The following is a 23828-nucleotide window of genomic DNA, read 5'->3' as shown; positions in this document are numbered from 1 at the left end:
ATCGCCTCCCGTGCGAACCGTGAAGTGCGATCGGTGAAATCGGCCTCCACGCGCGTGGAGGCCGATTTCGTGTTCACGCCTCCGGAGTGAGCCCCGCCGAGTCAAGGAGGTACGCCGTCATCGGGTCGTAGAAGCGCGGGTCGGTGACGTGGTCGTCGAGCGGGACGGTGACCTGCACGGTGCCCTCGGCCTCGCCGATGAACAGCGCCGGGTCGTTGCAGTCCGCGTACCCGACCGAGTCCAGGCCGCGCTGACCGGCGTACCCGGCCCAGCCGTGGTCCGCGACGACCAGGTCGGGCTGGGGGCGGCCCTCGCGCTCCAGGCCGTCCAGGATCGCCTTCATGGGCTCCGGGGAGTGGGTGTGCCACAGGGTGGCGCCGCGCTCCAGGACCGCCACGTCGGCGAACTGGAAGACGTAGCCCTCGTCGGCGGTGAGCCCGGCGGGGATCACCATGATCTCGCAGCCGGCCGCGCGCAGCGCCGACGCCGTCGCGCGGTGCACGTCGAGCAGGCCGCCGGGGTGGCCGGTCGCGAACAGGACGCGCTCCTTGCCCGCGGCCGCCTTGCGCAGCCGGGCCGCCATCCGCTCCAGGGCGTCGACCGTCAGGTCCGGGTCGATCGTGTCCTGGCCCGTGCGGTGCCCGGGGTCGTCGACCACACCGCACCGCTCGGCCATCACGGCGAGCACGTCCTGCTCGTCGGTCCAGCGGTCGCCGAGCTCCAGGCCCAGCCAGTAGTGGCGGTCGCCGTTCGCGAGCTTGCGGTAGTGGGAGAGGTTGTTGTCGCGGGGTGTGGCGACGTCGCCGGCGATACGGGTGCGGACAAGGTGGTTGACGAGTGCGGCACGGCTGGGTATCGGCATGCCCCCCATTGTGCCGTCGGCTCCGGGCGGCCGGGCCCGCTGTCCCGAACCCTGGACCCGCTCCGTACGCGGAAAACCGCACCCAAGGGACCCATGGGGGCGGAATCAGCAGTTCCGTAGGGCGAACCACAACTCCATGCGCACATCCGGATCGTCCAGATCCGTTTCAAGCAGCGTGGAGCAGCGGGCGATCCGCTGCCGGACCGTGTTGCGGTGCACGCCGAGTGCCGCGGCCGTACGGTCCCAACTCCCGTGCAGCGAGAGCCAGGTGCGCAGGGTCTCCACCAGTGCCGGGTTTCCCGCGACCGGTTCGAGCAGCACGCGCGCGTGCGCCTCGGCCTCCGCGGGCGCGACGAGCGCGGCGAGCCCCGATTCCCGGTCGAGCACCAGCGGCGCCCGGGTGACCTCCGCGCGCCGCAGCGCCCGCGCCGCGCGTGCGTCGGCCGCCCCCAGGTCCGCCACATCGGCGGGCGCGGACACCCCGAGCGTCCAGCCGGGCGGCGGGTCCAGGGCGTGGTCGGCGGGGACGAGCAGCCGTACGACGTCGGTCTCGGGATCGTCCTCGGCGGGGTCGACCAGGGGTGTGCCCAGGGACACGGCGAGCGCCGACGGGGAGGGCCGGGTCCGCTCGGCGCGGGACGGCAGCACGCGCGCGTGCACCACGCGCCACGCCTCACTGCCCAGGAGCCCTCCGGCCCGCTCCGGACCGGCACCGAGCAGCAGCCGGACGAGCGCCGCCGAACGGGCCCCCTCCGAGGCGCTCTGATGCTCACCGGCGAGCAGCGAGAGCAGCACCACCGCGGCCCCGGTGATGGTGTGATCGCCCGCCGCTCGGTGCTCGGTCGCGACGCCGAGCGCGAAGCCGCGACCGCCGCCCAGGGCGTACGCGGTCAGGTGCACGGGACCGGCCGTGTCCGCGGCCGCGGTGGGCGCGCCCGGCGTCGCGCGGCGCACGACGGCGGTCAGCTCGCGCAGCGCCGTTCGGGCCGCCTCGCCGGTCCGGCCCGCGGACTGCAGCTCCGTCCCGTCCGGCCCGTAAAGCAGCGCCGCTCCGCCCAGGCGGGTGGCCAGTTGGCGCAGGACCGCCGGGACCGGGTCCGGCCGTGCCGCCGCGGTCGCGAGGCCCTGCTGCGCCTCGGCGACCCGGCGCAGCTCCGCGTGCCGCGCCTCCGCCATCAACCGCCACACCGCGCGTGCCACCCCGCTGAACGTCGTCCGCGGCGGCACCTCGACCAGCGGCAGGCCGTGCCGGTCACAGGCCTCCACCAGGGCGGGCGGCACCGTGTCGTGGACCGGGGCCACACCGAAGCCGAGCGCCGCGCCGCCCGCCGCCACGACCCGCGCCACATACGCGTCCAGGTCGCCGTCCCCCGCCTCACCGATGTGCACGCCGGCCGTCAGGAGCAGCTCGCCGCCCAGCAGGTACGGGGACGGGTCGGCCAGTTCGGAGGTGTGCGCCCAGTGGACGACGGTGCCCGCTTCGCGCGCGTCGGGGCCGGCGATCTGGCGCAGGCCGAGCGAGTCGAGGGCGAGCAGCGCAGACAGCGCCACCGGCGCCACTGGAGGGGCTGACGGGGTGGAGGAGGGCAGAGACGGGGGAGTGGGCATGAGGGTGGACGTTCCCTCCATTCGTGCTGCGGGAAGTGGAGGAAACGTACACTTCAGGGTTGCTTTACGGCCACCTTAAGGTCGTGCCGACCACTGGCCACGGGTACGGGCGGATGTCCCCACGGCCGGTCACCCCCCACCCCCGTATCTGCACGACACGCCACCGAGGTGCGCAAAGGAGGGCCGCATGGCCGTCGACTACACAGTGATCGTCATCTATCTCGTCGGCATGCTCGCCATGGGCTGGTGGGGCATGCGCCGCGCCAAGTCCAAGAGCGAGTTCCTGGTCGCCGGGCGCCGCCTCGGACCGTGGTTCTACTCCGGGACGATGGCCGCGATCGTCCTCGGCGGCGCCTCCACCATCGGCGGCGTGGGCCTCGGCTACCAGTACGGCCTGTCCGGCGCCTGGATGGTGTTCACCATCGGCCTCGGCATCCTGGCCCTGTCGATCTTCTTCTCGGCCCGCATCGCGCGTCTGAAGGTCTACACCGTCTCCGAGATGCTCGACCTGCGCTACGGGGGCCGCGCGGGCGTCATCTCCGGCGTCGTCATGTGGGCGTACACGCTGATGCTCGCGGTCACCTCGACCATCGCGTACGCCACCATCTTCGACGTCCTCTTCGACGTCCACCGCACCGTGGCGATCATCCTCGGCGGCACCATCGTCGTCGCCTACTCGACGCTCGGCGGCATGTGGGCGATCACGCTCACCGACATGGTGCAGTTCGTCGTCAAGACGATCGGCGTGCTGCTCCTGCTGCTGCCCATCGCCGTGATCAAGGCGGGCGGCTTCAGCGAGATGAAGGCCAAGCTGCCGACCGAGTACTTCGACCCGCTGGGCATCGGCGGCGAGACGATCTTCACGTACGTGCTGATCTATACGTTCGGCATGCTCATCGGGCAGGACATCTGGCAGCGCGTCTTCACCGCCCGCAGCGACAAGGTCGCCAGCATCGGCGGCGCCGCGGCCGGCACGTACTGCCTCGTCTACGCGATCGCCGGCGCCGTCATCGGCACCGCGGCCAAGGTCATGTACCCGAACCTGGAGAGCGCCGACGCCGCGTTCGCCACCATCGTCAAGGACGAACTCCCCATGGGCGTGCGCGGCCTGGTGCTCGCCGCCGCGCTCGCCGCCGTGATGTCCACCTCGTCCGGCGCGCTCATCGCCTGCGCCACCGTCGCGAACAACGACATCTGGTCGCGGGTGCGCGGCATCGTGAAGAGCCCCGGGCAGGACGAGGGGCCGCACGACGAGGTCAAGGGCAACCGCTTGTTCATCCTGATCATGGGTGCCGTGGTCGTCGTCATCGCCATCGCGCTCAATGACGTCGTGCAGGCCCTGACCGTCGCCTACAACCTGCTCGTCGGCGGACTGCTCGTGCCGATCCTCGGCGGCCTGTTGTGGCGCCGCGGCACCGCGCCCGGAGCGCTCGCCTCCGTCGTCGCCGGCGGCCTCTCCGTCATCGGCCTGATGTGGCACTACGGCATCCTCGCCAACCAGCCCATCTACTACGGCCTGTTGACCTCCCTCGCCGTGTACGTCGTCGTCTCCCTGGCAACGCCGCCGACCGACGCCGCCGTCCTCGACGCCTGGCGCGAGCGCCTCGCGGGCCGCGCCGAGGAGCCGGAGGAGACCCCGGCGCCCGTGACCAGCAGCTGAACCCGTGCGCGGCCCGATTGTCAGTGGGCCGCGCAACACTAGGAATCGCACCCAGCACAGCAGGAGGAAGAACCGACCATGAGCAGCGCCGAGACCCCCACCCCCCGCGGCCCCGTCGACTCCTCCCGCGTCCCGCGCTACGCCGGCCCGGCGACGTACGCCCGCCTGCCCCGCCTCGACGAGGTCGGCGGGAAGACGGACGTCGCGGTGGTCGGCGTGCCGTTCGACACGGGCGTCTCGTACCGCCCCGGCGCCCGCTTCGGCGGTAACGCCATCCGTGAGGCCTCCCGCCTGCTGCGGCCGTACAACCCGGCGCAGGACGCCTCGCCGTTCGCGCTCGCCCAGGTCGCGGACGCGGGTGACATAGCCGCCAACCCCTTCAACATCAACGAAGCGGTGGAGACCATCGAGGCCGCCGCCGACGACCTCCTCGGCACCGGCGCCCGCATGATGACCCTCGGCGGCGACCACACCATCGCCCTGCCGCTGCTCCGCTCGGTCGCGAAGAAGCACGGCCCGGTCGCGCTGCTCCACTTCGACGCCCACCTCGACACCTGGGACACGTACTTCGGCGCGGAGTACACCCACGGCACCCCGTTCCGCCGCGCCGTGGAGGAGGGCATCCTCGACACCGAGGCGCTCTCCCACGTCGGCACCCGCGGCCCGCTCTACGGCAAGCAGGACCTGACCGACGACGAGAAGATGGGCTTCGGCATCGTCACCTCGGCGGACGTCTACCGCAGGGGCGCCGACGAGGTCGCGGACCAGCTCCGCCAGCGCATCGGCGACCGCCCGCTGTACATCTCCATCGACATCGACTGCCTCGACCCGGCCCACGCCCCGGGCACCGGCACCCCGGAGGCGGGCGGCATGACCTCCCGCGAACTCCTGGAGATCCTGCGCGGACTGTCCTCCTGCAACCTGGTCTCGGCCGACGTCGTGGAGGTCGCCCCGGCGTACGACCACGCCGAGATCACCGCAGTCGCCGCCTCCCACACGGCGTACGAACTGACCACGATCATGTCCCGTCAGATCGCCGCGAACCGGGAAGGGACCACCGCGTGACCCACGACCACGACCTGGAACTGCTGCCCACCGCCGCCCAGACCGAGGCCGCCCTCAACCCGCCCGCCGGGCGGACCGGGGGAGACCTGGTCGTCGAGACCCTGCGCGGCCTCGGCGCGGCCACCGTGTTCGGCCTGCCCGGGCAGCACGCCCTCGGCATGTTCGACGCGCTGCGCCGCTCCGACCTCAGCTATGTCGGCCTGCGCGTGGAGAACAACGCGGGCTTCGCCGCCGATGCGTACGGCCGTGTCACCGGCGAGGCCGCCCCGCTGCTGCTCTCCACCGGACCCGGCGCCCTGATGTCGCTCGCCGCCCTGCAGGAGGCCGCCGCCGCGAGCGCCCCGGTCCTCGCGATCGGCAGCCAGGTCCCGGCGGCCGGACTCGGCGGCGGCCGCCACGGCTATCTGCACGAACTCCGCGACCAGCAGGCCTCGTTCCGGGACGTGGTCAAGTCCGTCCACACCGTCCGTACGCAGTCGCAGATCCCCTCGGCGATCGCGGCGGCCTGGGAGTCCGCGCTCACCGCGCCGCACGGACCGGTCTGGGTGGAGATCCCGCAGGACGTCCTGCTCGCCGAGACGACGCTGCCCGTCGTCACCGCGATGGACGCCACGCCCCGCGAGCTCGTGCCCCGGCCCGAACTGACCGCGGTCGCCGCCGATTTGCTCTCCAGGGCCGAGCGTCCGGCGATCATCGCGGGCGGCGGAGTGGTGCGTTCCGACGCGGCGGGCAAGCTGCTCGCCCTCGCCGAGAAGATCAACGCCCCGGTGGTCACCACCTTCGGCGGCAAGGGCGCCTTCCCCTGGGAGCACCCGCTGTCGCTGCAGTCCTGGATGGAGGACCGGCATACCACCGACCTCCTGGAGGACGCCGACGTCCTGCTCGTCGTCGGCTCCGGCCTCGGCGAACTCTCCTCGAACTACCACACGTTCGCGCCGCGCGGCCGGGTCGTGCAGATCGAGGCGGACGCCGGGAAGCTGGAGTCCAACCACCCGGCGCTCGGCGTGCACGCGGACGCCCGCCTCGCCCTCTCGGCCCTGCTCGACACGGTCGAGGAGCGGCCCGACGCGGACGCGGCCGGCCGGGTCGCCGAGCTGCTCGCCAAGGTCCAGGAGCGCCTGGACGGCCAGGAGTTGGCGCTAGAACGGCAGGTGCTCGGAGCGGTCCGCGAGGCACTGCCCGCCACGTCGCCGTCGTTCTGGGACATGACGATCCTCGCCTACTGGGCCTGGTCCGCCTGGCCCGGAGCGATGCACTCCGCCCAGGGCGCGGGCGGCCTCGGATACGGCTTCCCGGCCGCACTCGGCGCGGCCGTCGCCGAGCCCACCCGCCCGGTGCTAGCGGTCTCCGGCGACGGCGGCGCGATGTACTCGATCGCGGAGCTCGCCACGGCCCGGCAGTACGACCTGAACGTCACCTGGCTGATCGTGGACGACGGCGGGTACGGCATCCTGCGCGAGTACATGACGGACGCGTTCGGCGAGGCGACAGCCACCGAGCTGTCCCGCCCGGACTTCGTGGCACTCGCCGAGTCCTTCGGGGTGCCCGCGGTGCGGACCTCGGTGGAGACCCTCTCCGAGGACCTCGCCAAGTCCCTTGCGGCGCCGGGGCCTTCGGTGGTCGTGCTGCCGGCGGTGCTGAAGATGTTCGCGCCGACGCATATCTGAGGCCACATCAAGATGCCGGGCGGGCTCAGTTCTTGAGCCCGCCCGGCGCTTATTTCAGCCCGTCCGGCGTTTGAGGACGAGCCCGCAGGGCGATCTGCGATGCGGTGCAGAGACGGTGCGGGGTGCGGCTACGGCCGCAGCCCCTCCCGTACATCCCGCTTGTCCAGCTTCTTGTCCGGGGCGGCCAGCGGCTTCGCCTTCGCCGGGTCGGCCTTGACGGCGGCCGGGGCGACGCCCGCCCACTCCAGGATGTCGGCGGTCGCCCTGGCCTTCTCGTCGGCGACGAGACCGGCCACGTTGGCCCCGTGGTTGGCGCCGGGCGCGGTCACCACGTACGAGTCCTCGGTGCCCCGGCCCGGGCGGAACGGCTCGGCGCCCCACGGGTCGTTCTGGCCGTAGACGAAGAGCATCCGCTCGGCGTTGTGCCGCACCCAGCGGTCCACGTCGCGCATCGCCGACGGGTCGAAGGTCATCGGGATGTCACGCGGCACGAAGGTGCGCGGCGGCTGGTAGCCGTACCGCGTCAGGCCCTCCAGGTGCGGCTGCTGGATGGTGGGCGCGCCCAGCTCGGTACCGGCCTGGTAGTAGTACGGCGTGTAGTTGGCCAGGCTCTGGTCGGTGTAGGCGGACCAGCCGGCGATCGTGTCGATGTAGTCGAAGAGTTCCTTGTCGCTGACCGCGGCGGCGTCCGGCACGTCAGCGCAGTCCTTCTCCAGGCTGTACTGCCAGAAGCCCCACGCCGTGTCGAGGACGGTCGCCTCGTAGGCCTTGTCGAGGGTGCCCACGGTCTTCACGGTGTAGTCGCCCGCGGCCAGGTAGTCCGCGTACAGCTTCTGCATCGGCTCGCGGCGCACCAGCGCCTCCCGCTCGACGGCCTGCAGCGCCTCGCGGCACTCCTTCGGCCCGACGTTCTCGAAGAACCGGTCGTACGCCGAGTCCTCCTTGTTCACCACGTCGTTGGGCGCGACATACGCGACGATGCCGTCCATGTCGCGCGGGTGGAAACGCTCGTAGTACGTGGCGGTCATGCCGCCCTTCGAACCGCCCGTCGCCAGCCACTTCTTGGTGTAGATCGGCTTGAGGGCCTCGAAGAGGCGGTGCTGGTCGGCGGCGGCCTGCCGGATGTCGAGCTTCGACCAGTCGGCGGGGTCGGGGCGCGACGGGCTGAAGTAGCGGTACTCCAGGGAGATCTGGTTGCCGTCCACGATCTGCGTCGGCTCGCTGCGCCGCGGGGTCGTGGAGACGTGGTAGCCGGACGTGTAGAAGACCGTCGGCCGGGCGGTGTCCTTGTGCAGGACGGTGAGCCGCTGCTCGAACGTGCCCTTGGCGGGACTGCGGTGGTCGACCGGCTGCGTGTAGCCGAGGACGAAGAAGCGGTAGCCCGGGTACGGCTTCTCCTCGATCAGCCGCATGCCGTCGATGGCGAGCAGCCGGTCCTTGATGTCGGTGGTGGCGGAAGCGTCGTTCGTGGCGGGCTGGTCGGCCCGCGGCGCTGTCTGCGGCTGTGCGGCGGTGGCCGCGCCCGCCGCGCTCACGGTGCCTATGAGCACCACGAGCGACAGCAGCCATCTGAGTGCGTTGCGCATGCACCCTCCCCTGTGTCACGGATGTCCGCCGGAACCTATCGGAGCAACTCCTGTGGCACCAGGGGGGATTGGGAGCTGAGTGGCGGTTCAGGGGCAGTGCAGTGGAAGTTCAGCACTGGATCCAGCGCGGTTTCAGCGAACCGCCGCCGACCGAGCCGGTGACCTTCACACAACGGTGGGCGGCCCGCACCGACAGCGGGCCCGCGTACTTCCGGAACGTGCCGGAACGGGTTACGGCACGGTGCCCGCGGGCCTGCAGCGTGACGGACATCTTGCGGGCGCGGCCCGGGTTCTCGGCGTACGTGAGGGCGCAGACGAAACCGGCGCCCTTGAAGACGGTGACCCGGCCGGTCGAGAACGTGAACGTCTTGATCTTGTGGCCCTGGCAGGGGCCCGCCGCGGCGGCTTGAGCGGTGGCGGGGCCGACGAGGGCGAACAGCAGGGCGGCGGCGAGCGTCACGCAGCCGAGCAGCGTCCGCCGGGTCCGCCGGGTCCGTCGGGCTTGTTGGGTCCGCTGAGTCGGCTGAGTCCGCTGAGTCCGCCGGGTCCGTTCGGGAAAACCGCCGCCACGCGCGCGTGCGGAGCGTCCGGTACCCGAGGCCCCTATCCCACTGTGCACTGTCGCCCCTCCCATTGCTGCAGCGTACTGAAGTACGGACGCTCCCCCTAGAGGGGGCGGTTGCAGGAACGGCCGGAGCTTTACCGGGGCACAGGGCAACCTCCTGGGGGCCGCCTTCGTCGAACAGTCAGAGAGAAAGGCGGTCCCCATGGCGAAGACGCCTCCGCGTACGTCCGGCCGCACCGGCCGGTTACTCCTCGTCGCCGCGACCCTCACCGCGCTCGCAGCGGTCCCCGCGGCGGCCGCGGTGCAGACGGAACCCGTACCCGTACAGACGAAGGAACGCTCAGCCGCTGCCCCGTCCCATTCGGGCGGCCCCCGGAACGTCGCCGAGCGCGTGGCGCACTTCTACGCCGCGTACGTCGACGTCGCCAACGACTCCGGCGACTCCGGGGACGACACCGCGGCCACCGAACTCCGCAAGTTCTACCTGACGTCCGAGCTGCGCTCCCGGCTCGCCAAGTGGGAGCAGCAGAACGAGGCCGACGGCGTTCTGATGGCGCAGGACGTGCCGACCGCCTGGAAGGTCACCCCCGGCGACAGCGGCATGGGCCACACCTGGTCCACGGTCCGGCTCACCTGGGGCAGCGGCCAGGACCGCACGTACACCTACATCGCGGTGCAGTCGGACCTGGCCACCCGGAAGATCTCCGACATCAAGTCGAAGTACTGACCCCCACGGGCGAATCGGGCGACTCCTCCACCGGCTCCCCGATGAACGTGCGCCACAGACGGGCGTACTTGCCGTCCAGGGCGAGGAGTTCGTCGTGCGTGCCGTCCTCCGCGACCCGGCCGCGGTCCATCACCACGACGCGGTCGGCGCGGGCGGCGGTCGTCAGGCGGTGCGCCACCACGAGCGTGGTGCGGCGGCCGGCGAGCCGGTCCGCGGCCGCGTTGACCTGCGCCTCGGTGGCCAGATCGAGCGCGGCCGTGGCCTCGTCGAGCAGGAGGATGTCCGGGTCGACCAGCTCGGCGCGGGCCAGGGCGATCAACTGCCGCTGTCCGGCGGAGAGGTTGCGGCCGCGCTCGGTCACCGGGTGCAGATAGCCGCCGTCGAGCCGGGCGATCATCTCGTGCGCCCCGACGCTGCGCGCCGCCGCCTCCACCTCGGCGTCGCTCGCGTCCGGCCGCCCGTACGCGATCGCGTCACGGATGGTGCCCTCGAAGAGGTACGCCTCCTGCGGCACCACACCGAGCCGGTGCCGGTACGAGGCCAGACCGAGGTCGCGCAGGTCCGTGCCGTCGACGGTGACGCGCCCCGCCGTCGGGTCGTAGAACCGGGCGACGAGCTTGACGAGCGTGGACTTGCCCGCGCCGGTCTCGCCGACGAACGCGACGGTCTGGCCGGCGGGGATGCGCAGGTTGACGTCGGCGAGGGCGCTGTCGTCGGACTCCGCCGCCTCGGCGCCGTAACCGAACTGCACGTCCTCGAAGGCAATTTCGCCGCGCAGGGACAGCACGTCGAGCGGCTCGGTGGCGTTCTTCGTGGACGTCGGCTCCCGCAGCAGCTCCTGGATGCGGCCGAGCGAGACCGTCGCCTGCTGGTATCCGTCGAAGACCTGCGACAGCTGCTGCACCGGCGCGAAGAACAGGTCGATGTAGAGCAGATACGCCACCAGGGCACCCGTAGTCAGCGTGCCCGCGTCGACCCGGTGCGCGCCGAAGATCAGCACCGCGGCCGCCGCCACCGACGACAGGAGCTGGACGAACGGGAAGTACACGGAGATCAGCCACTGGCCGCGGATACGGGCCTCGCGGTAGCTGTTGCTGCGCTCCCGGAACCGCGTGGCGCCGGACTGCTCGCGGCGGAAGGCCTGCACGATCCGCAGCCCGGAGACGGACTCCTGGAGGTCGGCGTTGACCACCGAGATGCGCTCACGCGCCAGTTCGTACGCCTTCACGCTGGACTTGCGGAAGAAGTACGTGCCGACGATCAGGACCGGCAGCGTCGCGAACACCACGAGCGCCAGCTGCAGGTCGATCACGACGAGGGCGACCATGATGCCGAAGAACGTCACTACGGACACGAACGCGGTGACCAGGCCGGTCTGCAGGAACGTGGAGAGCGCGTCCACGTCGGTCGTCATCCGGGTCATGATCCGCCCGGTCAACTCCCGCTCGTAGTAGTCGAGTCCGAGCCGCTGCAACTGCGCGAAGATCTTCAGGCGGAGCGAGTACAGCACGCGCTCGCCGGTCCGGCCCGTCATCCGGGTCTCGCCGATCTGCGCCGTCCACTGCACAAGCACCGTGAGCAGCCCGAGCGCCGCCGCCGCCCACACCGCGCCGAGCGCGACCTGCTCCACGCCCTCGTCGATGCCGTGCCGGATCAGCACCGGAAGCAGCAGCCCCATACCGGCGTCCACCGCGACGAGCAGCAGCGCGAGCAGCAGCGGCCGCCCGAACCCGCGCAGCAGCCGCCGCAGTCCGTACGACTCCTCCGGAGTGACCGCCCGCGCCTCGTCCACGCTCGGGGTGTCCGTGGCCGGCGGCAGCGCGTCCACCTGAGCGAGCAGCTCGGGCGTCGCCGGCGTGCCCGCCAGGGCGAGATCCTTCGGCTCGCGGTCCCCGGTCCACAGCTTCGGCGTGATCCCGCGCTCGGCGTCGAACTCGGCGTCCAGCTCGGCCCGTACGGAGGTGTCGTCGTCGGCGGTGGAGGCGACCGCGGCCGGCGCGATGTGGCCGGGGGAGACACCGCCCAGCTCGTCCGGGTCGGTGAGCAGGCGGCGGTAGAGGGCGGAGCGCTCCTGGAGCTCCTCGTGCGTGCCGATGTCGGCGAGGCGGCCGTCGTCGAGCACGGCGATGCGGTCGGCCAGGCCGAGCGTGGAGCGGCGGTGCGCGATCAGCAGCGTCGTACGGCCGGCCATCACGCCCCGCAGGGCCTCGTGGATCTCGTGCTCCACGCGCGCGTCGACGGCCGAAGTGGCGTCGTCCAGGACGAGGAGGCGCGGGTCGGTGAGGATCGCGCGGGCCAGGGCGAGGCGCTGGCGCTGACCGCCGGAGAGGGTCAGCCCGTGCTCGCCGACCGTCGTGTCGTACCCGTCGGGCAGATCGGCGATGAAGCCGTCGGCCTGCGCCGCGCGTGCGGCGGTTTCGATCTGCTCCTGCGTGGCGTCCGGCAGGCCGTACGCGATGTTGGCGCGGACCGTGTCCGAGAACAGGAACGAGTCCTCGGGGACGAGGCCGATCGCGGCGCGCAGCGAATGGAGGGTCAGCTCGCGGACGTCGTGGCCGCCGACCAGGACCGCGCCGTGCGTCACGTCGTAGAAACGCGGAAGGAGCAGCGAGACCGTCGACTTGCCGCTGCCGGAGGAGCCGACGACGGCCACGGTCTCGCCGGGGCGGATGGAGAGCGAGAACCCTTCGAGCACGGGCTTGGTCCTGGAGCCGCCCTCCGAGGCGCTTTCGTACCCGAACGAGACGTCGTCGAACTCGACCGTCGCGGGCGCGTCCGACGGGAGCTCCTTCGTGCCGTCCTTGAGTGCGGGCTCCGTGTCGACCAGCTCCAGGACGCGCTCCACACCCGCGCGCGCCTGCTGGCCCACGGTCAGCACCATGGCGAGCATCCGGACCGGGCCGACCAGCTGCGCCAGATACGTCGAGAACGCCACGAACGTGCCGAGCGTGATCTGCCCGCGCACCGCGAGCCAGCCGCCGAGCGCCAGCATCGCGACCTGGCCGAGCGCGGGCACGGCCTGCAGCGCCGGGGTGTACCGGGAGTTCAGGCGGATCGTGCGCAGCCGGCCCGCGAACAGCTTCCGGCCGACCTCGCGCAGCTTCCCGGTCTCCTGCTCCTCCTGCCCGAAGCCCTTCACGACCCGGACCCCGGACACCGCGCCGTCGACCACGCCCGCGACGGCGGCGGCCTGCGCCTGGGAGTACCAGGTGGCGGGGTGGAGGCGTGTCTTGCTGCGCTTGGCGATGAACCACAGGGCGGGTGCCACGGCCAGGGCGACCAGTGTCAGCGGCAGCGACAGCCAGGCCATGATCACCAGGGAGATCAGGAACAGCAGGATGTTGCCGATGGTCATCGGCAGCATGAAGAGCAGGCCCTGGATCAGCTGAAGGTCGCTGGTGGCGCGGCCTATGACCTGCCCGGTGGACAGCTCGTCCTGCCGCCGCCCGTCCAGCTTCGCGATCGTGTCGTACATATCCGTGCGCAGGTCGTGCTGCACGTCCAGGGCCAGCCGGCCGCCGTAATAGCGGCGGATGTACGTCAGTACGTACACGACGACGGCCGCGCCTACGAGGAGCCCGGTCCAGACGGCCAGGGAGCGCTTGGAGGTGTCGATGACGTCGTCGATCACCACCTTCGTGATCAGCGGGACGAGCGCCATCACGGCCATGCCCACGAGGGAGGCGCCGAGCGCGAGCACCACGTCCTTCGGGTACCGCCAGGCGTAGCCCGCGAGCCGCCGAGCCCACCCCTGCTGCTGCTCTGCCCCGGTCACGTATAGGCCTCCCGCCGCTCTGCACTGACGGAATCACCAACGCCGCCACCCGGCCATTTCATCCCGCGGCAACAAACTGAGGACCAGGGACGCAGGGGGCTCGGGCCGGGGGCGTAGGACCGTGGGGGCTCGTCCTGTCGGACCGGCCTCCTCGAAGCCCGGAGGGGCTGGGATCTCAGCATGGGATCCCAGCCCCTCCGGCGCCCCACTCAGTACGACAGCCCGTACCCGACCGGATACAGCACGTGCCCCGGATCATCCGCCCGCTGCACCGGAACCGGCAGCCGCCCTTCCGGTTCGGCACGCCCGGCGATCACCCGTGCCGCCGCCCCCAGCTCCGTGTCGGTCCACGAGTACGCCGCCAGGTACGCGGCGACCTGCGGCAGCTGAGCCACGTCGTACGGGTTGCGGATGGCGACCGCGACCACCGGGACGCCGCTCGCGCGCAGCCGCTCCACGAGCGTGCGCTGGGAGCTGCCCGCCGTCACGTTGTACGTCCCGACGACCACCGCGTCCTTGCCCGCGGCCGCCGCCACCGCCTCGTCGATCCTCGCCGCGGACGGGGCCGTACCGGTGGACAGTGCGGTGGCCGTGAAGCCGAGCTCGGTGAGGGCGCCGGCCAGGACGGTCGTGGGCGGTCCCGTGGTGCCGGACGGGGAGGCCGGGTCGGCGCCGACCACGAGGACATCGCGCTGCTCGCGGGGCGAGAGGGGCAGCAGCCCGCCCTCGTTGACCAGGAGCGTCGTCGTACGGTCGGCGATCCGGTCGGCGGCGGCGAGGTGCGCGCGGGTGCCGACTTCGCGCTCCACGCGCGCGTGCGTGACGTACGGGTCCCGGAACAGGCCGCGGCGGGCCTTGAGTTCGAGGATGCGCAGGATCGACACGTCGAGCCGCTCCTCGGTCAGCTCCCCGTCCTTGACCGCCTGGAGCACCGCGTTCCACGCGACCGCCGGCTTCGGCGGGTTGAGCAGCTGGTCCACGCCCGCCTTCAGGGCGAGTACCGGGACCCGGTCGTCCCCGTACTTGGTGCGGACGCCCTGCATGCCCAGGGAGTCCGTGACGACCACGCCGTCGTAGCCGAGCTGTTCGCGCAGGATGCCGGTGAGGATGGGCGCGGAGAGCGTCGCCGGGTCCTCGGCCGGGTCGAGCGCGGGGACCACGATGTGCGCCGTCATGACCGAGTCGATCCCGGCCGCGATCGCCGCCTCGAACGGCGGCGCGTCGAGCCGCTGCCACTCCTCGCGCGTGTGGTGGATCGTCGGCAGTGAGTAGTGGCTGTCGTCCTTGGTGTCGCCGTGCCCGGGGAAGTGCTTGCAGGTCGCGGCCACTCCACCGCTCTCGTACCCCTCGACCTGCGCCTCGACGAGCCGCGCGACGGCCTGCGGGTCGGAGCCGAAGGAGCGCACGCCGATCACGGGGTTGGCCGGGTTCACGTTCACGTCGGCGACCGGCGCGTAGTTCTGCCGGATGCCCATCGCGGCCAGCTCACGCCCCGCGATCCGGGCGGCCTTGCGGGCGTCCGCGCGTGATCCGGAGGCGCCGAGCGCCATCGCGCCGGGCACGAGAGTGGCGGGTTCGCCGACCCGCGCGACGATGCCGTGCTCCTGGTCGGTGGAGATCAACACCGGTACGCGGGACGGCTGTCGGAGCGCGGCGCGCTGGATGCCGTTGGACAGGTCGGCGATCTGGTGCGGCTCGCGGGTGTTGTGCGCCCAGCCGAAGTAGATGATGCCGCCGACGCGGTACCTGGCGACCAGCTCGGCGGCGTTGCGCACACCGGCCTCTTCCAGGTTCTTGTCGACGTCGGCCTGGTCGGGCTCGGTGGCGGAGTGGCCGTAGACCCGCATCACGAAGAGCTGGCCGACCTTCTCCTCCAGGCTCATGCGGTCGATCAGGGCGCGCAGGGCGGTGCGGTTCACGGTGCTCTCCTCCGCCGCGTGCGCGGAGCCGGCGCCCACCGCGACGGCGGCGGCGGAACCGGCGGTGGCGGCGAGCAGGGTACGTCTGGAGGTGCGGAGGCGATCGGACATGTCGCTCCCGAGACTCGGAGCCCGAGACCGCACTCGTCCGGCGTCCGTGGACCGTGCGGCCCCGGACTGGTGAAGGAAACTTCCGGGAGGCTACGGTTAGTCGGAAAGTTTCTTACAGTCAAGACACTGCTCTGAAACCGGTACTACGCACGCGTGGAGCCGGATTTGAAGCGCGGTGCTTGCGGGGGGAGGCGGCTCCCGACCTACGCGCCCCTCAAGCCGACTCGTTGAGCAGGCGCCCCAAGTGCTCTCGCCCCGCCGCAAGTTGGTCCGACAGTGGGGCCGCCTCCGGGTACCAGCGGGCCTCGTACTCCCAGCACAGCCAGCCGTCCCAGCCCTCGCGGCTCAGCAGCTCCACGCACTCCGTCAGCGGCAGCACGCCCGCGCCCAGGGCGAGCGGGGTGGTGTCGTCGGCGGAGGCGATGTCCTTCACCTGGACGTAGCCGAGATACGGCGCCAGGGAGGCGTACGACGTCGAGGGCTGCTCGCCGGCGAGCCAGGTGTGCATGACGTCCCACAGGGCGCCCACGTGGAGGTGCCCGACCGTGCCGAGCACGCGCGTGGCGGCGGCGCCGGAGCGGTGCGAGTCGTGCGTCTCCAGGAGGATGCGCACGCCGACGTCGGCCGCGTGCTCGGCGGCAAGTCCCAAGCGGCGCGCGGCCGTCGCGTCCGCCTCCTCCGGGCGCTGGTCCTCCGTACCGCCGGGGAAGACCCGCACGTACGGGGCGCCCAGGTCGCGGGCCAGCTCGCACAGGGCACGCAGCTCCGCGAGCACGGGCTCGTCCGCGCCGGGCGCCGCCACGCGCGCGTACCCGGCGATTCCCAGGACCTCCACGCCGGCGGCCTTGAACTCGGCGGCGGCGTCGGCCCGTTCGGCCTCGCCGAGCCCGGTGTGCACCGGCTCCTCGGCGTGCGCGCGCAGCTCGACGCCGTGGTACGCGTGCGTGGTGGCGAGGCGCAGCACGTCGGACAGCGGGAGTCCTGGCACACCGAGGGTGGAGAAGGCCAGCTTCACGGCGGGCTCCTGAGGGGGTGCGGGGGCGGCTTGGGGCGGCTTCGGGCGGACCGGCCTGGCCGGACCCTAGAAACCCGCCCCCGCTCCGTCAAGGCTCGGGATCCGGCCGTACGGGGTCCTCAGACCCGCCCCGTCGACCCTCGCACGACCAGCTCCCCGGGGATCGTCGCCACGCCCCCGGGCGGCTCCTTCTCGCGGCCCATGGCGATGCGGCCCGCCCGCGCCGCCGCCTCGGCCAGCGGCAGTCGCACCGTCGTCAGGGCGGGCACCGCGTCCACGCTGAAGGGCAGGTCGTCGAAGCCGGCCACCGAGACGTCGTCCGGGATGCGCCGCCCCGCCTCGCGCAGCGCCGCGCACGCGCCGAGCGCCACCGTGTCGTTGGCCGCGACGATCGCCGTCAACGCGGGCTCCCGGCGCAGGAGTTCGACGGCCGCCGCGTGGCCGGTGGCGCGGTCGTACGGGCCGTGCAGGGTGAGCTCGGCGCCGCTCGGCAGGCCTGTGGCGGCGAGGGCGTCCCGGTGGCCCTCCAGGCGGTGCCGGGTCGTCGTGCGCTCCTCGGGGCCCGCGATGTAGCCGATCGTGCGGTGGCCGAGCAGGAGCAGGTGCTGGGTGAGCATGCGGCCGCCGCCGCGGTTGTCGAAGCTGAGCGCCACGGCGCCGGTCTCGGGCGCGGGCGGCCGGCCACAGAGCACCACGCGCGTACCGGCGTCGGTGAGCCGCTGCAGCTTCGCGTTGAGCGCCGCCGCGTGCTCGGCGTCCTCGATGGCCCCGCCGGTGATGACGACGGCCGCGGCGCGCTGACGCTGCAGCAGCGTCAGATACGTCAGTTCGCGCTCGGGGGAGCCGCCGGTGTTGCACACCACCGCGAGACGCTCCCCGCCCGCGCGTCCACCGGGACCGCCGATCTCGGACTGCACGGCACCGGCCATGATCCCGAAGAACGGGTCGGCGATGTCGTTGACGAGGATGCCGACCAGGTCGGAGGTGGCCGCGGCGAGCGAACTCGCGGGCCCGTTCAGGACGTAGTCCAGCTCGTCCACCGCGCGCAGCACACGTTCCCTGGTGGCGGCCGCCACCGGGTAGTTGCCGTTCAGGACGCGGGAGACGGTGGCGGGGGAGACCTGGGCGCGAGCCGCCACGTCCGCCAGGGTCACGGTCATCTGCACGCCTCCGAGGGCTCTCTTCGGTTCCACCGTCGAGCGGATCCCGCAACGAACCGGAAAACCGCCACCACGCGCGCGTTTCGACCGCCGTCGACGGCGGTTCGGCGCTCCCGTGGGGCACTTCGCCCGGCCCCCTTGTACGGGGCTTGTCAGGCAGGCTAGCTTTTCCCCGGATAGAAAGCGCTTGCTATGGTGCTTTCTGTAGCGCCCGCTTCAACGGGGACCGGCGTACGGAGGACTTTCGTGACACGTAAGACGGTGCGTATCGCCATGAACGGCGTGACCGGGCGAATGGGTCACCGCCAGCACCTGGTCCGCTCGATCCTCGCGCTGCGCGAGCAGGGCGGCCTCGACCTGGGCGACGGCACCGTGCTGTGGCCCGAGCCGGTCCTCGTCGGCCGCCGCGCGCACGCCCTGAAGGCGCTCGCGGACGAGCACGGCCTGGAGCACTGGACGACCGACCTGGACGCGGTGCTCGCCGACGACACGATCGACATCTACTTCGACGCGCAGGTCACCTCCGCCCGCGAGGAGGCCGTCAAGAAGGCCGTCGCCGCCCGAAAGCACCTCTACATAGAGAAGCCCAGCGCCACCACCCTGGAGGGCGCCCTCGAACTGGCCCGCCTCGCCGACAACGCGGGCATCAAGCACGGCGTCGTCCAGGACAAGATCTTCCTGCCAGGCCTGCTGAAGCTGAAACGCCTCATCGACGGCGGCTTCTTCGGCCGCATCCTGTCCGTGCGCGGCGAGTTCGGCTACTGGGTCTTCGAGGGCGACTGGCAGGAGGCCCAGCGCCCGTCGTGGAACTACCGCGCGGAGGACGGCGGCGGCATCGTCGTCGACATGTTCCCGCACTGGGAGTACGTGCTGCACGAGCTGTTCGGCCGCGTGAAGTCCGTACAGGCCCTGGCCGCCACGCATGTGCCGCAGCGCTGGGACGAGCAGCGCAAGCCCTACGCCGCGACCGCCGACGACGCCGCGTACGGCATCTTCGAGCTGGAGGGCGGGGCGATCGCGCAGATCAACTCCTCCTGGGCGGTGCGGGTCAACCGCGACGAGCTGGTCGAGTTCCAGGTCGACGGCACCGAGGGCTCCGCCGTCGCGGGCCTGCGCAACTGCCGCGCCCAGCACCGCTCGGCGACCCCCAAGCCCGTGTGGAACCCGGACATCCCGGTCGCCGAGCGGTTCCGCGACCAGTGGCAGGAGGTGCCGGACAACCGCGAGTTCGACAACGGCTTCAAGGTGCAGTGGGAGCTGTTCCTGCGCCACGTGGTGCTCGACGAGCCGTACCACTGGGACCTGCTCGCGGGCGCGCGCGGCGTGCAGCTCGCCGAGCTGGGGCTCAAGTCCTCGGCCGAGGGCCGCCGTCACGACGTGCCGGAGCTGACTCTGTGACCCTCCTGCTGCCCACCGAAAACGGCACCACGCGCGCGTACGTCCCGCGGACCGAGCCGTTCCGCCCGTCCGGATCGGCCCCGCTCGCGTCCCGCACGGTGTTCTCCGCCGCCCACGTCGTGGCCGACCCGTACGCCGACACCTCGCCGGACGGACCCGCAGCCGTCGACTGGGACGCCACGCTCGCCTTCCGCCGCCACCTGTGGTCCCAAGGCCTGGGCGTGGCCGAGGCGATGGACACCGCGCAGCGCGGCATGGGCCTGGACTGGGCGGGAGCGGCCGAGCTGATCCGGCGCTCGGCGGCCGAGGCGAAGGCGGTCGGCGGACGCATCGCCTGCGGCGTCGGAACCGACCAACTGACCGGTCCTGGCGGTCACTTCGACAAGGCCGGGCAGACCGCCCTGAGCGAGGTCCTGGGCGCCTACGAGGAGCAGCTCGCGCTCGTGGAGGGGACGGGCGCGCAGGCCATCCTCATGGCGTCCCGGGCCCTCGCGGCGACGGCGCGCGGCCCCGAGGACTACCTCGCGCTCTACGGCCGGCTGCTGCGCCAGGCCGCCGAGCCGGTGATCCTGCACTGGCTGGGCCCCATGTTCGACCCGGCGCTCACCGGCTACTGGGGCTCCACCGACCTGGACCCGGCCACGGAGACCTTCCTGGAGGTCATCGCCGCGCACCCGGACAAGGTCGACGGCGTCAAGATCTCGCTGCTCGACGCGGACCGCGAGATCGCCCTGCGCCGCCGCCTGCCGCAGGGCGTGCGCTGCTACACGGGCGACGACTTCCACTACCCGGAGCTGATCGCGGGCGACGCACACGGCTTCAGCCACGCCCTGCTCGGCATCTTCGACCCGCTCGGTCCGCTGGCGGCGGACGCGGTGCGGGTCCTCGACACGGGCGACACGGAGGGGTTCCGCAAACTCCTCGACCCGACCGTGGAGTTGTCGCGCCATCTCTTCGAGGCGCCCACCCGCTTTTATAAGACAGGTGTCGTGTTCCTCGCCTGGCTCGCGGGTCACCAGCGCCACTTCACGATGGTCGGCGGCCTCCAGTCGGCCCGCTCCCTGCCGCACCTGGCCAGGGCGTACGAACTCGCCGACGGGCTCGGCCTGTTCCCTGAACCCGACCTCGCCGAGGCCCGGATGAGGTCCCTCCTCGACGTGTACGGAGTCGCCCGGTGACCGTCGACGTGACCCGCTTCAGCATCAACCAGATGACCGTGAAGCAGCTGCCGATCCCCGAACTGGCCGAGGTGTGCGGAGAGTTGGGAGTCTCGGGTGTCGGCCTGTGGCGCGAGCCGGTCGCCGAGTACGGCCTGGACGCCACCGCCAAGCTGATGCGCGAGGCCGGTCTCACGGTGACGACGCTGTGCCGGGGTGGCTTCCTCACGGCGATCGACCCGCACGCGCGCGTGAGGGCGATCGACGACAACCGCCGCGCCGTCGACGAGGCCGCGACGCTCGGCACCGACACGCTCGTCCTGGTCTCCGGCGGCCTGCCGCCCGGCAGCCGCGACCTGCACGGCGCCCGTGAACGCATCGCTGACGCCCTGTCCGAACTCGGCCCGTACGCGCGCGAGCGCGGCGTACGCCTGGCCGTCGAGCCGCTGCATCCGATGTACGCCGCCGACCGCTGCGTCGTCTCGACGCTCACCCAGGCACTCGACCTGGCGGAGCGCTTCCCCGCCGACGAGGTGGGCGTCTGCGTGGACACGTACCACCTGTGGTGGGACGACCGGGCCCCCGCGGAGGTCGCACGCGCGGGGGCGACCGGGCGCCTCTACGCGTACCAGCTCGCGGACTGGACGACACCGCTGCCCGAGGGCGTACTGAACGGGCGCAGCCAACTCGGCGACGGCTCCGTCGACTTCGCCGCATGGCACGCGCGCGTGGCCGCCGCGGGCTACACGGGTCCGGTCGAAGTGGAGCTGTTCAACGAGGAGTTGTGGGCGCGCGACGGCAGGGAGGTGCTGGCCGAGACGCTGGAACGGTTCAGGTCGGTGGCGCGGGCGCACTGAGCACGGGCCCGCTCCCGGCCGTTGCTGCTTATTCCGACGCGGACGGCCCCAGCCGCCGATGCCCGAAATTCACCGCCCGCCCCCGCACAACCCTTCCGAACCGACGCGGGTCGTACGGGACGTCAGGGCCCGGAGGGGGATCCGATGCGATCCGATGCGATCCAAGGGGGGATCCGATGCGATCCGGGGGATCGCGGCCCTGAGCCGAGGGGGGACGAGGGGGAGACGAGGGGGCCCAGCCGGGGGGCCGGGCCCCCTCGAAGCCTTGCCGCGCCGGTGATTCCGTGCCGAGCCGACGCCGGTGATTCCACCCTCGCCGACCCTTGTCCACAGGCGGCCGCGGCAAGTTATCCACAGGCTTGGCGGACTGTCCGAGCCCGGCGGTAGCGTCGGACCATGTCGAAAGCGGCGGGGAGCCCGACAGCGGGCACGGCAAGGGGTCTGACGGCGGTCGAGGGCGTCCTGGAACGCATCACGTACGCCAACGAGGAGAGCGGTTACACGGTCGCGAGAGTCGACACGGGCCGCGGCGCGGGCGATCTGCTCACGGTCGTCGGCGCGCTGCTCGGCGCGCAGGTCGGCGAGTCCCTGCGCATGGAGGGTCGTTGGGGCTCCCACCCGCAGTACGGCAAGCAGTTCACGGTGGAGAACTACACGACGGTCCTGCCCGCCACCATCCAGGGCATCCGCCGCTATCTCGGCTCGGGCCTGGTCAAGGGCATCGGCCCGGTCTTCGCCGACCGCATCACGCAGCACTTCGGCCTGGACACCCTCGACGTCATCGAGCAGGAGCCGAAGCGCCTGATCGAGGTCCCGGGCCTCGGCCCGAAGCGCACGGAGAAGATCGCCGCGGCCTGGGAGGAGCAGAAGGCCATCAAGGAGGTGATGGTCTTCCTGCAGAGCGTCGAGGTCTCCACGTCGATCGCGGTGCGGATCTACAGGAAGTACGGAGACGCCTCCATCTCCGTCGTCAAGAACCAGCCGTACCGCCTCGCGGCCGACGTCTGGGGCATCGGCTTCCTCACCGCCGACCGCATCGCCCAGGCCGTCGGCATCCCGCACGACAGCCCCGAGCGCGTCAAGGCGGGCCTGCAGTACGCGCTGTCGCAGTCCACCGACCAGGGCCACTGCTTCCTGCCCGAGGAGCAGTTGATCGGGGACGCGGTGAAACTCCTCCAGGTGGACACGGGCCTCGTCATCGACTGCCTCGCCGAACTCGCCGGCGAGGAGGAGGGAGTGGTGCGCGAGCAGGTGCCGGGCCCGGCGGGGGACGGGCCGGTGACAGCCGTCTATCTGGTCCCCTTCCACCGGGCCGAACTCTCCCTGTCCGCACAGGTGTTGCGCCTGTTGCGCACTGAGGAGGACCGGATGCCCGCCTTCCAGGACGTCGACTGGACGAAGGCCCTGGCCTGGCTCGGGCAGCGCACGGGCACCGAACTCGCCCCGGAGCAGGAGGAGGCGGTGAAGCTGGCCCTCACCCGCAAGGTCGCCGTCCTCACCGGCGGGCCCGGCTGCGGCAAGTCCTTCACGGTCCGCTCGGTCGTCGAGCTGGCCCGCGCCAAGAAGGCCAAGGTGGTCCTCGCCGCGCCCACGGGCCGTGCCGCCAAACGCCTCGCCGAGCTCACCGGCGCCGAAGCGTCCACGGTGCACCGCCTGTTGGAGCTGAAGCCGGGCGGGGACGCGGCGTACGACAGAGACCGTCCCCTCGACGCGGACCTGGTGGTGGTCGACGAGGCGTCGATGCTCGACCTGCTGCTCGCCAACAAGCTGGTCAAAGCCGTGCCGCCCGGCGCCCATCTGCTCTTCGTGGGCGATGTCGACCAACTGCCCAGCGTCGGCGCGGGCGAGGTGCTCAGAGACCTGCTCGACGAGGCGGGGCCGGTGCCCGCGGTGCGCCTCACCCGGATCTTCCGGCAGGCACAGCAGTCCGGCGTCGTCACCAACGCCCACCGCATCAACTCCGGTGCACCACCGCTCACTCAGGGCCTGAACGACTTCTTCCTCTTCGTCACGGAGGAGACCGAGGAGGCGGGGCGCCTCACGGTGGACGTCGCGGCCAGACGCATTCCCGCCAAGTTCGGCCTCGACCCGCGGCGGGACGTCCAGGTGCTCGCCCCCATGCACCGCGGCCCGGCCGGCGCCGGTGTGCTCAACGGCCTGCTCCAGCAGGCGGTGACACCCGCGCGGCCCGACCTGCCGGAGAAGAGATTCGGTGGCCGCACGTTCCGCGTCGGGACGCAGATCCGCAACAACTACGAGAAAGGCAGAAACGGCGTCTTCAACGGCACCGTCGGCGTCGTCACCGCACTGGACGCGGACGAGCAGCACCTCACGGTCCTGACCGACGAGGACGAGGAAGTGCCGTACGAATTCGACGAACTGGACGAATTGACCCATGCCTACGCGGTCACGATCCACCGCTCGCAGGGCAGTGAGTATCCAGCGGTGGTGATTCCGGTCACCACGGGCGCCTGGATGATGCTCCAGCGGAACCTGCTCTACACCGCTGTGACGAGGGCCAAGAAGCTGGTGGTCCTGGTCGGTTCGCGCAAGGCGCTCGGCCAGGCGGTGCGCACGGTCTCCGCCGGGCGCCGGTGCACGGCGCTTGACCATCGGCTTCGTGGGAACTGACGATGCGCAGGTGCGCTCGTTGATCGATCATTTCGGTGGCAAAGGTCACGAGGGGGTTCCGGAAC

The 23828-nt window shown here is 71.9% G+C and carries 16 protein-coding genes; 8 read left to right on the top strand and 8 right to left on the bottom strand.

Going from position 1 to position 23828, the window contains the following annotated elements:
* Nucleotides 1–73: 73 nt before the first annotated feature.
* Together RCO28_RS33425 and RCO28_RS33420 are read right to left on the bottom strand one after the other, a co-directional pair.
* Nucleotides 74–862 (bottom strand): phosphatase, encoded by a 789-nt coding sequence (locus RCO28_RS33425; RefSeq protein ID WP_308945096.1) that lies wholly within the window; start codon nucleotides 860–862, stop codon nucleotides 74–76.
* Nucleotides 863–967: 105 nt separating this feature from the next.
* Nucleotides 968–2491: a PucR family transcriptional regulator ligand-binding domain-containing protein gene (locus RCO28_RS33420; protein WP_308945095.1), complete on the bottom strand. Its 1524-nt coding sequence runs from the start codon at nucleotides 2489–2491 to the stop codon at nucleotides 968–970.
* A 166-nt stretch (nucleotides 2492–2657) separates the two neighbouring features.
* Here RCO28_RS33420 and RCO28_RS33415 point away from each other — a divergent pair, with 166 nt between their 5' ends.
* The 3 genes from RCO28_RS33415 (at nucleotide 2658) to RCO28_RS33405 (ending at nucleotide 6862) form a co-directional block, all read left to right on the top strand.
* The gene (locus tag RCO28_RS33415) at nucleotides 2658–4130 is read left to right on the top strand and encodes a sodium:solute symporter (protein WP_308945094.1); all 1473 of its coding nucleotides are present in this window, start codon (nucleotides 2658–2660) and stop codon (nucleotides 4128–4130) included.
* Between the two features lie 78 nt (nucleotides 4131–4208).
* Complete coding sequence (speB, locus tag RCO28_RS33410) at nucleotides 4209–5195, top strand: agmatinase (RefSeq protein WP_308945093.1); 987 nt, start codon at nucleotides 4209–4211, stop codon at nucleotides 5193–5195.
* Nucleotides 5192–6862 (top strand): thiamine pyrophosphate-binding protein, encoded by a 1671-nt coding sequence (locus RCO28_RS33405; protein WP_308945092.1) that lies wholly within the window; start codon nucleotides 5192–5194, stop codon nucleotides 6860–6862. Before speB ends, RCO28_RS33405 begins: the two co-directional genes overlap by 4 nt.
* Before the next feature lie 128 nt (nucleotides 6863–6990).
* On the opposite strand, the gene RCO28_RS33400 is transcribed toward RCO28_RS33405, so the two are convergent.
* The gene (locus RCO28_RS33400) at nucleotides 6991–8448 is read right to left on the bottom strand and encodes an aminopeptidase (RefSeq protein ID WP_308945091.1); all 1458 of its coding nucleotides are present in this window, start codon (nucleotides 8446–8448) and stop codon (nucleotides 6991–6993) included.
* A gap of 109 nt (nucleotides 8449–8557) precedes the next feature.
* Nucleotides 8558–8908 (bottom strand): hypothetical protein, encoded by a 351-nt coding sequence (locus RCO28_RS33395; protein ID WP_308945090.1) that lies wholly within the window; start codon nucleotides 8906–8908, stop codon nucleotides 8558–8560.
* Nucleotides 8909–9215: 307 nt separating this feature from the next.
* Here RCO28_RS33395 and RCO28_RS33390 point away from each other — a divergent pair, with 307 nt between their 5' ends.
* Nucleotides 9216–9740: a hypothetical protein gene (locus RCO28_RS33390; protein ID WP_308945089.1), complete on the top strand. Its 525-nt coding sequence runs from the start codon at nucleotides 9216–9218 to the stop codon at nucleotides 9738–9740.
* Here the strand turns inward: RCO28_RS33390 and RCO28_RS33385 are convergent.
* From RCO28_RS33385 to RCO28_RS33370, 4 genes are all read right to left on the bottom strand, one after another.
* On the bottom strand, nucleotides 9724–13515 hold the full coding sequence (locus RCO28_RS33385) for an ABC transporter ATP-binding protein (RefSeq protein WP_308945088.1): 3792 nt from the start codon (nucleotides 13513–13515) through the stop codon (nucleotides 9724–9726). The two genes, RCO28_RS33390 and RCO28_RS33385, sit on opposite strands and share 17 nt — an antisense overlap.
* A gap of 209 nt (nucleotides 13516–13724) precedes the next feature.
* On the bottom strand, nucleotides 13725–15545 hold the full coding sequence (locus RCO28_RS33380; RefSeq protein ID WP_308945087.1) for a glycoside hydrolase family 3 protein: 1821 nt from the start codon (nucleotides 15543–15545) through the stop codon (nucleotides 13725–13727).
* Nucleotides 15546–15759: 214 nt separating this feature from the next.
* A complete protein-coding gene (locus RCO28_RS33375; protein WP_308945086.1) occupies nucleotides 15760–16560 on the bottom strand; it encodes a sugar phosphate isomerase/epimerase family protein in 801 nt (266 codons plus the stop codon).
* A 119-nt stretch (nucleotides 16561–16679) separates the two neighbouring features.
* Nucleotides 16680–17720, bottom strand: a complete 1041-nt coding sequence (locus RCO28_RS33370; RefSeq protein WP_308945085.1) for a LacI family DNA-binding transcriptional regulator — start codon at nucleotides 17718–17720, stop codon at nucleotides 16680–16682.
* A gap of 246 nt (nucleotides 17721–17966) precedes the next feature.
* Between RCO28_RS33370 and RCO28_RS33365 the strand changes: the two genes are divergently transcribed.
* The 4 genes from RCO28_RS33365 to RCO28_RS33350 all read left to right on the top strand — a co-directional run bounded on the left by RCO28_RS33365 (nucleotide 17967) and on the right by RCO28_RS33350 (nucleotide 23763).
* Nucleotides 17967–19118: a Gfo/Idh/MocA family oxidoreductase gene (locus tag RCO28_RS33365; RefSeq protein ID WP_308945084.1), complete on the top strand. Its 1152-nt coding sequence runs from the start codon at nucleotides 17967–17969 to the stop codon at nucleotides 19116–19118.
* Complete coding sequence (locus RCO28_RS33360) at nucleotides 19115–20296, top strand: dihydrodipicolinate synthase family protein (RefSeq protein WP_308945083.1); 1182 nt, start codon at nucleotides 19115–19117, stop codon at nucleotides 20294–20296. Before RCO28_RS33365 ends, RCO28_RS33360 begins: the two co-directional genes overlap by 4 nt.
* Before the next feature lie 32 nt (nucleotides 20297–20328).
* Nucleotides 20329–21132, top strand: a complete 804-nt coding sequence (locus RCO28_RS33355) for a sugar phosphate isomerase/epimerase family protein (RefSeq protein ID WP_308945150.1) — start codon at nucleotides 20329–20331, stop codon at nucleotides 21130–21132.
* 396 nt (nucleotides 21133–21528) lie between these two features.
* Nucleotides 21529–23763 (top strand): ATP-dependent RecD-like DNA helicase, encoded by a 2235-nt coding sequence (locus RCO28_RS33350; protein WP_308945082.1) that lies wholly within the window; start codon nucleotides 21529–21531, stop codon nucleotides 23761–23763.
* Nucleotides 23764–23828: the final 65 nt, after the last annotated feature.

The organism is Streptomyces sp. LHD-70, assembly GCF_031157275.1.
GTDB lineage: Bacteria > Actinomycetota > Actinomycetes > Streptomycetales > Streptomycetaceae > Streptomyces.
Note: the sequence above shows the minus strand (reverse complement) of the source record. Positions and strands in the feature narration are given on the sequence as shown.

Coding starts and splice junctions, on each gene's coding strand:
- RCO28_RS33425 (WP_308945096.1), bottom strand. CDS start 862: ATGCCGATACCCAGCCGTGCCGCACTCGTCAACCACCTTGTCCGCACC.
- RCO28_RS33420 (WP_308945095.1), bottom strand. CDS start 2,491: ATGGAGGGAACGTCCACCCTCATGCCCACTCCCCCGTCTCTGCCCTCC.
- RCO28_RS33415 (WP_308945094.1), top strand. CDS start 2,658: ATGGCCGTCGACTACACAGTGATCGTCATCTATCTCGTCGGCATGCTC.
- speB (WP_308945093.1), top strand. CDS start 4,209: ATGAGCAGCGCCGAGACCCCCACCCCCCGCGGCCCCGTCGACTCCTCC.
- RCO28_RS33400 (WP_308945091.1), bottom strand. CDS start 8,448: ATGCGCAACGCACTCAGATGGCTGCTGTCGCTCGTGGTGCTCATAGGC.
- RCO28_RS33390 (WP_308945089.1), top strand. CDS start 9,216: ATGGCGAAGACGCCTCCGCGTACGTCCGGCCGCACCGGCCGGTTACTC.
- RCO28_RS33380 (WP_308945087.1), bottom strand. CDS start 15,545: ATGTCCGATCGCCTCCGCACCTCCAGACGTACCCTGCTCGCCGCCACC.
- RCO28_RS33370 (WP_308945085.1), bottom strand. CDS start 17,720: ATGACCGTGACCCTGGCGGACGTGGCGGCTCGCGCCCAGGTCTCCCCC.
- RCO28_RS33355 (WP_308945150.1), top strand. CDS start 20,329: ATGACCGTGAAGCAGCTGCCGATCCCCGAACTGGCCGAGGTGTGCGGA.
- RCO28_RS33350 (WP_308945082.1), top strand. CDS start 21,529: ATGTCGAAAGCGGCGGGGAGCCCGACAGCGGGCACGGCAAGGGGTCTG.